The organism is Pseudomonas sp. NPDC086581 (assembly GCF_044746165.1).
Lineage (GTDB): Bacteria > Pseudomonadota > Gammaproteobacteria > Pseudomonadales > Pseudomonadaceae > Pseudomonas.
In genome coordinates this window covers 344,567-359,821 of sequence record NZ_JBIVBR010000002.1, presented here as the reverse complement: position 1 = coordinate 359,821, position 15,255 = coordinate 344,567, and the positions used below count along the sequence as shown (strand labels likewise).

The 15,255-nt window shown below is 69.0% G+C and carries 4 protein-coding genes; all 4 read left to right on the top strand.

Annotated elements, in window-relative coordinates; translation table 11 throughout:
- Window positions 1–114: 114 nt before the first annotated feature.
- The 4 genes from ACIPK7_RS05810 (at window position 115) to ACIPK7_RS05795 (ending at window position 15,252) form a co-directional block, all read left to right on the top strand.
- Window positions 115–324, top strand: coding sequence for an MbtH family protein (locus ACIPK7_RS05810; protein WP_401086250.1), 210 nt, complete (start codon window positions 115–117; stop codon window positions 322–324).
- A gap of 3 nt (window positions 325–327) precedes the next feature.
- A complete protein-coding gene (locus tag ACIPK7_RS05805; RefSeq protein ID WP_401086247.1) occupies window positions 328–1,050 on the top strand; it encodes a thioesterase II family protein in 723 nt (240 codons plus the stop codon).
- A gap of 21 nt (window positions 1,051–1,071) precedes the next feature.
- Complete coding sequence (locus tag ACIPK7_RS05800) at window positions 1,072–2,052, top strand: TauD/TfdA family dioxygenase (protein WP_401086244.1); 981 nt, start codon at window positions 1,072–1,074, stop codon at window positions 2,050–2,052.
- Window positions 2,053–2,463: 411 nt separating this feature from the next.
- Complete coding sequence (locus tag ACIPK7_RS05795) at window positions 2,464–15,252, top strand: non-ribosomal peptide synthase/polyketide synthase (RefSeq protein WP_401086241.1); 12,789 nt, start codon at window positions 2,464–2,466, stop codon at window positions 15,250–15,252.
- The last annotated feature ends 3 nt before the right edge of the window (window positions 15,253–15,255 follow it).

Below are 15,255 nucleotides of genomic sequence, written 5' to 3'. Positions count from 1 at the left end.
AATCGCATCCGAGAACACTAACTATTTCATCGCCTCCCTCGTCTTCATGGCAGAGCTGGAAAACATCGGTAATGGCCGGTGGCCGGCATCCCATACAGCGGAAGGAGAAGGGCGATGGCGTTCGATCGCGAAGATGCGATTTACAAGGTGCTGGTCAACGGTGAAGAGCAGTACTCGCTGTGGCCGCAGTACAAGGAAGTTCCGGCCGGCTGGCGCGAAGCCGGCAAGCAGGGGAGCAAGGCCGACTGCCTGGCCTTCGTCGAAGCCAACTGGACCGACATGCGCCCGCTCAGCCTGCGGCAGAAGATGGCCGAGGGGCAGTAACCCATGCTGCGTCTGTTCTGCCTGCCGTACTCCGGCGCCAGCGCCATGGTCTATGCACGCTGGAAGCGCCAGCTGCCGAGCTGGATCGACGTCTGCCCGGTGGAGCTGCCCGGCCGTGGCCGGCGCTTCGCCGAAAGCCTGCAGACCGACTTGCGCGCCCTGGCCAGCCAACTGGCCGATGAAATTGCCGCACGCCTGGACCAGCCCTACGCCCTCTTCGGCCACAGCCTCGGCGGCCTGCTGGCCTTCGAGCTGGCCCATGCGCTGCGTGAGCGCGGTCTGCCGATGCCGCAGGCGCTGTTCGCCTCGGCGGCCTCCGCGCCGGCGCGCCGCGACAGTCATCGCGAGCTGGCGCAGGAGCAGAGCGACGCCCAGTTGATCGAGCGCATGCGCCGCCTCGGCGGCACCCCCGAAGCGGTGTTCGCCGACCAGGAAATGCTGCGCCTGACCCTGCCGGTGATGCGCGCCGACTTCCTCCTCTGCGGCCTCTACGACTACCGCCGCCGCGCGCCGCTGGCCTGCCCGATCCACGTGTTCGGCGGCAAGGGCGACCGGCTCTCGGTGGAGTCCCTGTCCGCGTGGCAGGACGAGACCAGCGCTGGCTTCTCCCTGGAGATGCTCGACGGCGGCCACTTCTTCCTCAATGCCGGCGAGGCGCGTTTGCTCGAGCTGCTGCTCGGCCACCTGCGCCAGCCCGGCCAGTCGACCAGCGCAGCGCTGGCCTGATCGATTCAAGCGGAGACCCAGATGCCCAGCTCCACTCTGTTCGACATTGCTCCCCTGGCCGAAGCGCGCGGTGGTCTGCCACTGCTGGTGCAGGCCCGCGGCGACGGCATCGACCTGCTCGACGCCCTGGCCGAACTTTGCCCGCTGGTGGATGAGCGCCTGCCGGTCTGTGCCGGCATTCTCTTCCGTGGCTTCCAGGTCGGCGCGCCGGAGCGCTTCCGCGAGTTCGCCGCCGGCTTCGGCCATCCGCTGCTCAATTACGAGTTCGGCTCCACCCCGCGCAGCAACGTCACCAGCGGCATCTACACCTCCACCGAGTACCCGCCGCACCAGCACATCCCGCTGCACAACGAGCAGGCCTACACCCGCGAGTGGCCGATGAAGATCTGGTTCTACTGCGTGCAGGCCGCGCAAAGCGGCGGCGAAACGCCGATCGCCGACAGCCGTGAGATCTATCGCCGGGTCGATGAAGGCATCCGCCGCCGCTTCACCGAGCGCGGGCTGATGTACACCCGCAACTTTGGCAACGGCCTGGACGTGGCCTGGGAACAGGTGTTCAACAGCGCCGATCCGGCGGTGGTCGAGGCCTACTGCAAGGCCCACAAGATCGCCTGGGAGTGGAAGGAAGACGGCGAACTCCGTACCCGCCAGGTCTGCCAGGCAGTGGCGCAGCATCCGGTCACCCGAGATTGGGTCTGGTTCAACCAGGCGCACCTGTTCCACGTCTCGAATCTTCCGCCGGAAGTGCGCGAGAGCCTGCTGGAAATCGTCGACGAGGAAGACCTGCCCCGCAACGTCTACTACGGCGACGGCAGCCCCATCGAGCCCTCGGTGCTCGACGAAATCCGCGGTGTGCTGGAGGAGGCCAAGGTGAGTTTCCCCTGGACCAGCGGCGACGTCCTGATGCTCGACAACATGCTTGCCGCCCACGCGCGCTCGCCTTTCAGCGGCCCGCGAAAGGTGGTGGTGGCGATGGCGGAAGGGCATGGCGCTGACGCGTAAGCCTCAAGGTTGCACGGATAGCTCCCTCTCCCTTCGGAGCGGGGCGCGCAGCCAGGGCCGGGGGTGAGGGAAATGGCCGAGCACAGAAGTCGCCGGCAGCACCCTCACCCTAACCCTCTCCCAGGGGGAGAGGGGACTGATCGGAGTGGATGGATATACCAGGAGTACGCCGGACCTTTCAGCCGGCACGGATGGCTCCCTCTCCCTCTGGGAGAGGGCGGGGGGAGAGGGAAGTGGCCGAGCACAGAAGCCGCCGGTAGCACCCTCACCCTAACCCTCTCCCAGGGGGAGAGGGGACCGGTCGGAGCGAGTCAGCAGTTCGGCTCTCCGATCCCAAAAGCGCAAACCAGCTGAACCCACGAATTTCCCTCCGGCGGGCCCCACGCGCCCGCCGACAGAACAGGTGATGTCATGAACGACCGCTACGAAGCCGCAGGAAACCTGGTCGAGGCCCTGCTGCAACGCGCCTGCGAAATGCCGCGCAAGACCGCCCTGCGATTCATCGCCGAGGACCTCGAACAGCCCATCAGCTTCCGCGAGCTGGACGAGCGCGCCCGCGCCATGGCCGCCTGGATGCTGCGCCACGGCCAGCACGGCGACCGCGCCGTATTGCTGCTGCCCAGCGGCCCGGAGTACGTCACCGCATTCTTCGCCTGCCTCTACTCGGGGATCATCGCCGTGCCGGCCTACCCGCCGGAATCCGTGCGCCCGCAGCACCTGGCGCGCCTGCGCTCGATCCTCGATGACGCGCAGCCGAGCCTGGTGCTCACCGATTCCACGTTGATCGACGCCCTGCGCCCGGCCTGCGAGCGCGAGAACGGCGACAGCCCGCTGCTGCTGGCGGTGGACCAGGCCGACCCGGCGCTGGCCGTCGAATGGCAGATGCCCGAGCTGGCCGACGACGACATCGCCTTCCTGCAATACACCTCCGGCTCCACCTCGACGCCCAAGGGCGTGCAGGTCAGCCACGGCAACCTGGTGGCCAACGAGCGCCTGATCCGCCACGGCTTCGGCATCGGTGACGACGACGTGATCGTCAGCTGGCTGCCGTTGTTCCACGACATGGGCCTGATCGGCGGCCTGCTGCAACCGATCTACAGCGGAATCGAATGCGTACTGATGTCGCCGCGCTACTTCCTCGAACGCCCGCGCCGCTGGCTGGAAGCCATCGCCCGCTTCGGCGGCACCGTCAGCGGCGGGCCGGACTTCGCCTACCGCCTGTGCTGCGAACGGGTCAACGAGGCGGCCATGGAAGGTCTCGACCTGAGCAAATGGCGTGTGGCCTTCTCCGGCTCCGAGCCGATCCGCCCGGACACCCTGGAGCGCTTCGCCGCCTGGTTCGCCCCGGCTCAGTTCGACGCCTCGTCCTTCTACGCCTGCTACGGCCTCGCCGAAGCGACCCTGTTCGTCACCGGTGGCGTACGCGGCGACGGCATCGGCCAGCTGGAAGTGGACCTCGATGCCCTGGGCGAGAACATCGCCCGTCCGGGTCGCGGCACCTCGCTGATCAACTGCGGCCGCGCCCAGCCCGATCATGAAATCCAGCTGGTCGACCCGCTGAGCGGCGAAGCCCTCGGCCCGGACCGCGTCGGCGAAATCTGGAGCAGCGGCCCCAGCGTCGCCCTCGGCTACTGGCGCAACCCGGAGGCCAGCGCACGCACCTTCGTCGAGAAGGACGGCCGCACCTGGCTGCGCACCGGCGACCTGGGCTTCCTGCATAACGACGAACTCTTCGTCACCGGCCGCCTCAAGGACATGCTCATCGTCCGTGGCCAGAACCTCTACCCGCAGGACCTGGAGCGCTGCGTCGAGGAAGAGGTGGACCTGGTGCGCAAGGGCCGCGTCTCCGCCTTCGCCATCGAGCATCAGGGCCGCGAGGGCATCGGCATCGCCGCCGAAGTCGGGCGCAGCGTGCGCAAGCTGATCTCCGCCGAGGCACTGGCCAAAGCCATTTCTGCCGCCGTGGCGGAAACCTTCCAGGAAGCGCCGCTGGTGGTGGCGCTGCTGGAACCGGGCGCACTGCCCAAGACCTCCAGCGGCAAGCTGCAACGCTCGGCCTGCCGCACCCAGCTGCTCGACGGCAGCCTGCAGGCCTACGCCATCCAGCGCGCTGGCGAGCCGATCAGCGATGGTGCCAGCGCCAAGCCGGTTGCGCCGTTGTCGGCCGAGGAGCAAGCCATCGCCGCGCTGTGGAGCGAAGTGCTGGAGCTGCCGGCGATCCGCCGCGACGACAACTTCTTCGCCCTCGGCGGCAACTCGATCAAGGCCACCCAGCTGATGGCGCGTCTGCGCGAGCGTCTCGGTCGCGCCGTGGAATTGCGCCTGCTGTTCGAGGCGCCGGAGCTGGGCGCCTTCGCCGCCGCCCTGGCAGCCTTGCCGACTGCTGCAGTCGAAAGCGTGCCGCAGGTTCCGCGTGACGGCCTGCTGCCGCTGTCGCCGGCCCAGCGCCGCCTGTGGTTCCTCTGGAAGCTGGAGCCGGAAAGCGCCGTCTACCACATCGCCGGGCGCATGAACCTGCGCGGCGAACTGCGCCGCCCGGCGGTGGAGCAGGCCTTCGCCGTGCTGCTGGGCCGCCATGAAACCCTGCGCAGCCGCTTCATCGAACAGGCCGATGGCGAGGTGTCGCTGAGCCTGTCCAATGCCGCGCAAGTGGAGCTGACCGAGAGCGACTTCAGCTCCCTGGGCAATGCCCGCCGCGACATCGCCGCCCGCGAGGACGCCGATACCTTCGCCGCGCAACCCTTCGACCTGGCCAGCGGCCCGCTGCTGCGCCTGCGCCTGCAGAACCTCGGCGCTGGCCGCCAGGCACTGCTGCTCTGCGTGCACCACATCATCGCCGACGGCTGGTCGCTGAACCTGCTGCTGGACGAGTTCGCCGAGTGCTACCGCGCCATCGTCGAACAGCGCGAGCCGGTGCTGCCGGCGCTGCCGCGCCAGTACCTCGACCTCGCCGCCGCCCAGCAGCACAAGCTGGAAGCGGGCGAGGGCGCGCGTCTGCTGGACTGGTGGAGCGAGCGCCTGGGCAACCAGCATTCGCCGTTGGAGCTGCCTTTCACGACGGGAGAGAAAGGCCAGAGCGCCGAGCTGATCGAACGCGAAGTGGACGCCGAGCTGACCGCGAAACTGCGCAGCCTGGCCCAGGCCCACGGCGCGACCCTGCCGATGCTCCTGCTCAGTGCCTACAACCTGCTGCTGCAGCGCTACAGCGGCCAGCACGACCTGCGCATCGGCCTGACCCAGGCCGGCCGCGAGCAGCTCGACAGCGAGCGACTGGTCGGCTTCTTCGTCAACCTTCTGGTGCTGCGCAGGGAGCTGCCCGAAGGCGCCAGCCTGCGCGGCGTGCTCCGCCAACTGCGCGACGACCTCCTGCAAGCCCAGGCGCACCAGGGCCTGCCGTTCGAGCAACTGGTAGAGGCGCTGCAACCCGAACGCGGCCACGGCCGCCATCCACTGTGCCAGGTCGCCTTCGACCACCAGTGGCAGCCTCGCGCCGGCAACGGCCTGCCCGGCGTCAGCGTGGAAGCCCTGGAACAGATCGACCTGGAAACACCGTTCGACCTGGTGCTGCGGGTCCGCGAGGGCGAACAGACCCTGCGGCTGAGCTTCTGCTATGCCCGCGAGCGGTACGCCGCCAACGGCATGCAGCGCCTCGTCGGGCACTTCCTCGACCTGCTGCGCGCCTTGCCGCAGCTCAATGCCGACGCCGTGCTGGACGCCCGTGACTGGCTGCCCGCCAGTGACTGGAGCATCGCCGTGGCCGGTGACGCGCCGGCTTTCGAGGCGCTGAGCGAGACCATCGCCGCCCAGGCCCGCCGCCATCCGGCCAAGGTCGCGCTGCTCGACGAGCAGCGCGAAGTGAATTTCGCCGAGCTGGAGGATCGCTCCAACCGCCTGGCGCAACGCCTGATCCAGCGTGGCATCGGCGCCGAGCGCCGAGTCGCCGTGGCGCTGCCGCGCGGCGTGGACATCCCGCTGGCCCTGCTGGCCGTCATGAAAGCTGGCGGCGCCTACCTGCCGCTGGACATCGACTACCCCGAAGAGCGCCTGGCCTGGCTGATGCAGGACGCCGGCGTCGACCTGCTGCTGACCAACGCCGAGCTGGCCGAACGCCTGCCGCTGCCCGAAGGCGTTGAGCGTCTGGTGCTGGAAGAGGCCGACCTCGGCAACGCCCTGGCCGTGCGTCCGCTGGTGCGCATCCAGGCGCAGAACCTCGCCTACCTGATCTACACCTCCGGTTCCACCGGCCAGCCCAAGGGCGTTGCCGTCGCCCACGGCGAGATCGCCGCGCACTGCCGCGCCATCGGCCAGCGCTACGCCATGAGCGAGGCGGACCGCGAGCTGATCTTCATGTCCTTTGCCTTCGACGGCGCCCACGAACGCTGGCTCACCGCGCTGTCCCACGGCGGCAGCCTGCTGATCCGCAATGACGCGCTGTGGACCGCCGAGCAGACCCTGGAACAGCTGCGCCGCCATGCCGTGACGGTCGCCGCCTTCCCGCCGGCCTACCTGCAGCAGTTGGCTGAGCAAGCTCTGATCACCGGTCACGCGCCGAGCATGCGCATCTATTGCTTTGGCGGTGATGCAGTGCCGGAGGCGGCCTATCACCTGGCGCACCGGGCGCTCAAACCCGAACACCTGATCAACGGCTACGGTCCGACCGAAACCGTGGTCACCCCCATGCTGTGGAAAGCGGACGCACACACGGCTTGCGGCGCGGCCTACGCGCCCATCGGCGAAGTGGTCGGCGAACGCAGCCTGTACATCCTCGACGACCGCCTGCAGCCACTGCCGCGCGGTGTGGCCGGCGAGCTGTACATCGGCGGCCACGGCCTGGCCCGTGGTTACCACCAGCGCGCCGGCATGACCGCCGAACGCTTCGTCGCCGATCCTTATGCCGACGGCCTTCGCCTGTACCGCAGCGGCGACCGCGTGCGCTGGCGTGAAGACGGCGCGCTGGACTACCTCGGTCGCGTCGACCAGCAGGTGAAGATTCGCGGCTTCCGTATCGAGCCGGGCGAGATCGAAGCCCGCCTGCGCGCGCTGCCCGACGTGCGCGAAGCGGCGGTGATCGCCCGCGACAGCGAACGCGGCAAGCGCCTGCTGGGTTACGTCTGTGGTGACAGCCTCGCCGAGGACGCCCTGAGAGCCGCCCTGCGCGCACAGCTGCCGGACTACATGGTGCCGTCGCGCATCCTCGTGCTGGAACAGATGCCGCTCAACGCCAACGGCAAGATCGATCGCAAGGCGCTGCCCGACCCGCAGGAAACCGCCAGCACCACCGAAGCCCCGCGCGACGGGCTGGAAAGCCGCGTCGCCGCCGTCTGGGCCGAAGTACTCGGCGTGCCCGCGGTGGGCCGCGAGGACGACTTCTTCGAGCTGGGCGGCCACTCGCTGCTGGCCACGCAAGTGATTTCCCGACTGCGCCGTGACCTGGGCTGCGAAGTGCCGCTGCGCGACCTGTTCGAAGCCAGCCGCCTGGACGAATTCGCTGCACGGCTGACGGCTCTCGCGCCCAGCGCTCGTCCGGCACTGCGCGCCGTGGCCCGCGACGGCGACCTGCCGTTGTCCGCCGCCCAGAGCCGCCTATGGTTCTTCTGGCAGATGGAACCGGCCAGCGCCGCCTACAACGTGCCGGGCGCGCTGCGCCTGCGTGGTCAGCTCGACGAGTCCGCGCTGCGCCGTGCCTTCGACGTCCTGGTGGCGCGCCACGAAACCCTGCGCACCGCCTTCGATGAGGTGGACGGCCAGGCCTTCCAGCGCATCCAGCCGGCGCAGCCCCTGGATATGGCATGGGTCGACCTGTCCGCTGAAAAAGATGCAGAAAGCGCCGCCCGCAAGCTGGCCGAGGAAGAAGCACAGCGTCCGTTCGACCTGCGCAACGGCCCGCTGCTGCGCCTGACCCTGCTCAAGCTGGCCGACGCCGACCACGTATTGCTGCTGACGATGCACCACATCGTCTCCGATGGCTGGTCGATCCGCGTGCTGGTGGATGAGTTCAGCCGCCTCTATGGCGCCTTCGCAGCAGGCGAAGAACTGCAACTGCCGGAGCTGCCGGTGCAATACGCCGACTACGCCCAGTGGCAGCGCGAGCTGCTGGCGGGCGAGGAGGGCCAGCGTCAGCTGAGCTGGTGGACCGAGCAACTGAGCCGTGCTGATTCCGAAAAAGAATCGCCCGTGCTGGAACTGGCCGCCGACCGCCCGCGCCCGGCCGTGCAGAGCTACCGCGGCGGCAGCCTCGGTTTCAGCCTGGACGCCGGACTTGGCAGCCGCCTCAAGCAACTGGCCCGCGAGCAGGACGTCACCCTGTTCATGCTGCTGCTCGGCGCCTACGCCGTGCTGATGCAGCGCTACAGCGGCCAGCGCGACCTGCGCATCGCCGTGCCCGTCGCCAACCGCCAGCAGCTGGAAACCGAAGGGCTGATCGGCTTCTTCGTCAACACCCAGGTCATGCCGTTCGCCCTCGGCGACGACGAATCCTTCGCCGCGCTGCTGGCCCGTCTCAAGCCGCTGGCCCTGGGCGCCCAGGCGAATCAGGACCTGCCTTTCGAGCAATTGGTTGAAGCCCTGCAGCCCGAGCGCAGCCTGGCCTACAACCCGCTGGTGCAGGTGAAGTTCAACTTCGGCTTCGACGTCAGCCGCCTGCCCGATGCCGGTGCGCTGAAGCTGGAACTGTTCAGCGAAGAACAGTACGGCGCGCGCTTCGACCTCGCCCTGGACATGGCCGAGGCGCTGGACGCCAGCGGCCAACCGGGCGATGAGCTGCGCGGCAGCTTCGTCTATGCCCGCGACCTGTTCGACGAGGACAGCGTCGCTGCCATCGCCGGCCAGTTCGAAGCGCTGCTGCGCCAGCTTTGTGCCGAACCGCAGCGCGCCCTCGGCGAACTGCCGCGCCCGGTGGCCTCGCTCCGTCGTGGCGAAGCCCGCCAGTGGCCGCAGCAGGACGTGCTCGGCCTGTTCGCCGCACAGGTTGCCGCGCAGCCGGACGCCATCGCCGTGCAGGACGACCGCATCCGCTACAGCTATGCCGAGCTGGACCAGCGCAGCAATCGCCTGGCCAACGCGCTGATCGCCAGCGGGGTGGAGCAGGGCGAGTGCGTCGCCATCTGCCAGGAGCGCAGCGCGCAGTGGGTGCTCCTGCTGCTGGGCGTGCTCAAGGCCGGCGCCACCTATGTGCCGCTGGACCCGGCGCAACCGGCCGAGCGCCTGCGCCAGTTGCTCGCCGACAACGGCATCGGCCGCGTGCTGGTGAGCGATGCCGCGCTGCTGGAAACCTTCGGCGACGCCGCCACGCTGATCCCGGCCGGTGGCCCGGAGCAGGGCAGCGCTGCCGCACCTGCGCGGAGCATCGACCCGCAGCAGGCCGCCTATGTGATCTTCACATCCGGCTCCACCGGCCAGCCCAAGGGCGTGCGCATCAGCCACGCCGCGCTGGCCAACTATGTGCAGGCCGTGCTCGAACGCCTGCAACTGGACCAGGGCAGCGCCCAGGGCCTGGGCATGGCGATGGTTTCCTCGGTGGCGGCCGACCTCGGCCACACCACGCTGTTCGGTGCGCTGTGCGGCGGCGGTCGCCTGCACCTGGCGGATGCCCAGGCCGTGGCCGATGCCGAGCGCTTCGCCGCGTTCATGCAGGACGTGGACGTGCTGAAGATCGTCCCCAGTCATCTCGCCGGCCTGCTGGCCGCCGCACCCAACGCCGCCGCCGTACTGCCGCGGCGTCTGCTGGTGGTCGGCGGTGAAGCCTGCGACCGCGCGCTGTTGCAGCCGATCCGCGACCTTGCGCCCAAGCTGCGCATCGTCAACCACTACGGCCCCAGTGAATCCACCGTCGGCGTGCTGACCCACGAGTGGTCGCTGCTGGACGACCTGCCGGCAGCCAGCCTGCCCATCGGTACGCCGCTGGCCAACAGTGCCATTCGCGTGCTCGACGAGAACGGCCGCGACCTGCTGCTGGGCGTGCCCGGCGAGCTGTACATCGGCGGCGCGGGCCTGGCGCTGGGTTATCTCGGCCTGCCGGAAATGACCGCCGAGCGCTTCGTGGCGATTGAGGGCGAGCGCCTGTACCGCAGTGGCGACCGCGTGCGGCTGAGCCGTCGCGGCGTCGTGGAATTCCTCGGCCGCGTCGATGATCAGGTGAAGATCCGTGGTTACCGCGTCGAGCCGGGTGAACTGGCGCAAGCGCTCAAGCGTCTGCCTGGCGTGCGTGATGCCGTGGCGCTGGCCGAGCGTGACAACGACGGCCCGATGAAGCTGCTGGCCTGGGTCGTGGGTGAAGGACAGAGCGTGGAAAGCCTGCGCGAAGCCCTGGCCGCTGCCGTTCCGGAATACCTGCTGCCGGCCCAGCTGATGCTGCTGGATCGCCTGCCGCTGAACGCCAACGGCAAGGTCGACCGCAAGGCGCTCCCGCGCGCCGAGGCGGTCGCCAAGGCCGTGGACAGCGCACCGCTTAGCGAACTGGAGCAGCGCATCGCTGATATCTGGCAAGCGGTGCTGAAGGTCGAGCGCGTCGGTGCCGAAGACAACTTCTTCGAGCTGGGCGGCGACTCCATCCTTAGCCTGCAGATCATCGCGCGCATCCGCAAACTCGGTTACAAGCTCAGCCCGAAGCAGCTGTTCGAGCGGCAGAGCGTCCGCCAACTGGCGCAGTGGCTGGAAAACCGCGCTCCGGCCGCGCCGGCAGCACCCGTGCCGGTTGCTGCGGTCAGCGGTGAAGTGGCGCTGTCGCCGGTGCAGGCGCGCTTCTTCGAGCGCGTGCCGAGCGCCCAGCGTCACCACTGGAACCAGGCTTTGCTGCTGCAACCGCGTGAAGCGCTGGACGGCGACGTCCTCGCCCGCGCGCTGCACTGGCTGGTCGACCATCACGATGCGTTGCGCCTGCGTTTCGACGGCAACCGCCAGCGTTACGCCGAACACGGCCCGCTGGATATGACGCTGCTGTGGCGGCGCCGCGCGGCGGACGCCCGTACCCTGGAACGCCTGTGCGACGACGCCCAGGCCAGCCTGGATATCGCCAATGGCCCGCTGCTGCGCGCCATGCAGGTCGGCCTGGAGGATGGCAGCGAGCGCCTGCTGCTGGTGATCCATCACCTGGCGGTGGACGGCGTGTCCTGGCGCATCCTGCTGGAAGACCTGCAATACGCCTACCGCGAACTACGCGCCGGCCGCACGCCTGCCGCATTGCCGCGCAGCGACAGCTATCAGGCCTGGAGCGCCCGCCAGCAGGCGGCGGCGAACAGTGCCGAAGTGGCCGCCGAGCTGGACTACTGGCAGGCCCGGCTGCGCGATGCGCCGCGTCTGACCCGCGCCCGCAGCGGCGCCCCGGCCACCTGGAAGGAAGCCGCCAACGCGCGCTTCAGCCTCGACGCCGAGACCACCCGCCAACTGCTCGGCCCGGCACTGAAAGCGCAGCGCCTGCAGATCAACGACCTGCTGCTGACCGCGCTGGCCCGCGCCCTGTGCGCCTGGACCGGTGAAAGCTCGGCGCTGGTAGAGATGGAAGGCCACGGCCGCGACGTCTTCGATGGCGAAGCCGCTCTGGACCTGAGCCGTTCCGTGGGCTGGTTCACCGCGCTCTATCCCGTACGCCTGCAGGCCGGTGGCGAGCCGGGTGCGGACCTGCGCGCCACCCGTGAACACCTGCGCGAACTGCCGCGTGCCGGTATCGGCTACGGCCAGCTGCGCTACCTCAGCCAGCACGCCGCCAGCCTGCGAGACTTGGCGGCGCCGCAGGTGACCTTCAACTACCTCGGCCAGCTCGACCAGGCCTTCGCCGACGCCGATTTCCTGCCGGCCTTCGAAGGCGTGGGCCGCAGCCAGCCGCTGAACGCTGCGCTGGGTAACGCGCTGGTCTACGCCGGCCGCGTGCTCGGCGGCGAACTGAGCCTGGAGGTCACCTACAGCAGCGCCATGTTCGATGCAGCAGACATCGATGAGCTGCAAGCGCTGCTGCGCGCCGAGCTGCAAGCACTGGTTGCTTACTGCCTGAGCCATCCCTACAAGCTCGGCGCAAATGACCTGCCGCTGCTCGATCTCGACCAGCAACAGCTCGACGCACTGCCGTTGCCGGCCGGGGTGGAAGACCTCTATCCGCTGTCGCCGATGCAACAGGGCATGCTGTTCCACGCCCTCGACGTGCCGGGCTCCTCGCTCTACGTCAACCAACTGCGCGTCGATCTGGAGGGTCTCGACGAGGCTCGTTTCCTCGATGCCTGGCGCGCGGTCATCGCCCGCCATGCCAGCCTGCGCACCGGCTTCCTCGCGAGTGCCGACACCGCGCCGCTGCAGTTCGTCCTGCGCGACGTGCAGTTGCCGGTGCAGTCCTTCGACTGGCGCGACCAGCAGGTCAGCGCACAGCAACTTGAAAAGGTCGCTGACGCCCAGCGCAACCTCGGCTTCGACCTGGCCAAACCGCCGCTGCAACGCCTGGCGCTGGTACGCCTGGGCGAGCGCCGCTACCACCTGATCTGGACCTGCCACCACCTGCTGCTGGACGGCTGGAGCAGCGCGCGGCTGATCGGCGAAGTGCTCGCGCTCTACCGGGGCGAAGCACTGCCGGCGCCGGCGGGGCAGTACGGCGACTACATCGGCTGGCTGCACGCCCAGGACGGCGCGGCGGGCGAGGGCTTCTGGCGCGAGCGGCTGAAGGGCTTCGACGAGCCGACCCTGCTGGCCACCGCCTGCAACGCCGGTTTCCGCGAGGAGCCGCTGCGCGAGCTGCACAGCCGCCTCGACAGCGCGCCGCTGCAACGCTTTGCCCAGGCCCAGCGCATTACCCTCAACACCCTGGTGCAGGGCGCCTGGGCGCTGCTGCTGCAACGCTACTGCGGCCAGCGCAGCGTGACCTTCGGCGCCACCGTGGCAGGGCGCCCGGCCACGCTGCCGGGGGCGGAAGAGAGCCTCGGCCTGTTCATCAACACCCTGCCGATCCTGCAAAGCCCGGATGACGCCCAGCGCGTGGGCGACTGGCTGCGCGAGCTGCAGGCCTTCAACCTCGACGTGCGCGAGTTCGAGCACACGCCGCTGTACGACATCCAGCGCTGGGCCGGCCGTGGCGGGCAGGCGCTGTTCGACAGCATCATCGTGTTCGAGAACTTCCCCATGGATGCGGCGCTGTCCTCGTCCAGCGAGGACGACCTGCGCATCCTCGGCCACCACCCGGTGGACGGTACCAACTACGCCCTGGCCCTGGTAGCCAGCGCCGGCGAACAGCTGGACGTGCGCTACACTTACCGCGCCGACCGCTTGAGCGCGAGCCAGATCGAGCAGCTGCGCGGGCACTTCGAGCACCTGCTGCTGGCCCTGGTGGAAGATGCCGAGCGCCCGTTGGGCCGGGTCAGCCAACTGGCCGACGCCGAGCGCAACGAACTGCTGCAGCGCTTCAACGACACCGAGGCGAAATTCCCCGCCGACGTGCAACTACAGGAGCTGATCGAGCGGCAGGTCGCGGCGACCCCGGAGGCGCTGGCCGTACAATTCGGTGATGAGCGCCTGAGCTACGCCCAGCTCAATGCCCGTGCCAACCAGCTCGCGCACTGGTTGCGTGGTCAGGGCGTCGGCCCGGACGTACTGGTCGGTGTGGCCGCCGAGCGTTCGGTGGAACTGGTGGTGGCCCTGCTGGGCATCGTCAAGGCCGGCGGCGCCTACGTGCCGATGGACCCGGACTACCCGCAGGAACGCCTGCAGCACATGCTGGCCGATAGCGGCGTGAGCCTGCTGCTGACCCAGCAGCACCTGCTGGATCGCCTGCCGGCGAGCACTGCTGAGCTGATCTGCCTGGACAGCCAGTGGGGCGAGATCGCCACGGCCTCCGAGCAGAACCCGGCCAGCGCCGGCAGACCGCAGAACCTGGCGTACCTGATCTACACCTCCGGCTCCACCGGCAAGCCCAAGGGCGCCGGCAACAGCCATCGCGCGCTGGTCAATCGCCTGAACTGGATGCAGAAGGCCTACGCGCTGGACGCCTCCGATCGCGTGCTGCAGAAGACCCCGTTCAGCTTCGACGTGTCGGTGTGGGAGTTCTTCTGGCCGCTGCTGACCGGCGCCGCCCTGGTGGTCGCCGCGCCCGGCGCGCATCGCGATCCGCTGGCGCTGCGTCAGGTGATCGAGGCGGGGCAGGTCACGACGTTGCACTTCGTGCCGTCGATGCTGCAGGCCTTCGTCGCCTCCGGTGAACTGGAGCGCTGCCCGTCGCTTCAGCAGGTGATGTGCTCCGGCGAGGCACTGCCCTATGAGCTGCAACAGCAGTTCCGCCAGCGCAGCAGTGCGAAGCTGCACAACCTCTACGGCCCGACCGAAGCGGCGATCGACGTCAGCTTCTGGGCCTGTGACGAGGACAACGCGCGGCAGGTCGTGCCCATCGGCCGGCCCATCGACAACCTGCGCCTGGTGCTGCTGGATGAGCGCCTGGAACCGGTGCCGCAAGGCGTGGCCGGCGAGCTGTACATCGGCGGAGTCGGTCTGGCACGCGGTTATCACGCTCGTCCCGGCCTGACTGCCGAGCGTTTCATTGCCGACCCGTTCGGCAGTGGAGAACGCCTGTACCGTACCGGCGATCTGGCTCGCCAGCGCGAAGACGGCGCCATCGAATACCTCGGCCGTCTCGATCACCAGGTGAAGATTCGCGGCCTGCGTATCGAACTGGGCGAGATCGAGGCGCGCCTGCAGGCCCATCCGCAGGTCAGCGAAGCGGTAGTGGTGGCCAAGGACGGCGTGCTGCTGGCCTACGTGGTCGCCAGCGCCGAGCCCGAAGCCCTGCGCCAGGCGCTGCAAGGCGAATTGCCGGACTACATGGTGCCGTCGCGAATCATCGCCCTCGACGCCATGCCGCTGTCGCCCAACGGCAAGCTTGACCGCAGGGCCCTGCCGGACCCGCAGCTGGGCGACAGCCTGCGCGAGTACAGGGCGCCGCGCAGCGACCTGGAAGTCGAACTGGCCGGTATCTGGCAGCACGTGCTGCAGGTGGACCGCGTCGGCCTGCACGACGACTTCTTCGAACTGGGCGGCCATTCGCTGCTGCTCACCCAGGTCGGCCTGACCCTGCGTCAGCGCCTGGGCCTGGAACTGCCGCTGCACCGCCTGTTCGAGCTGAGCAATATCGAGGCGCTGGCCGCCTGGATCGAAGCCCAGCGGGCAGGCGCCGCCAGCGCGGAAGAGGAACTGGACCTGATGGACGAACTGCTCGGCGAGCTGGAGAATCTTTGATGA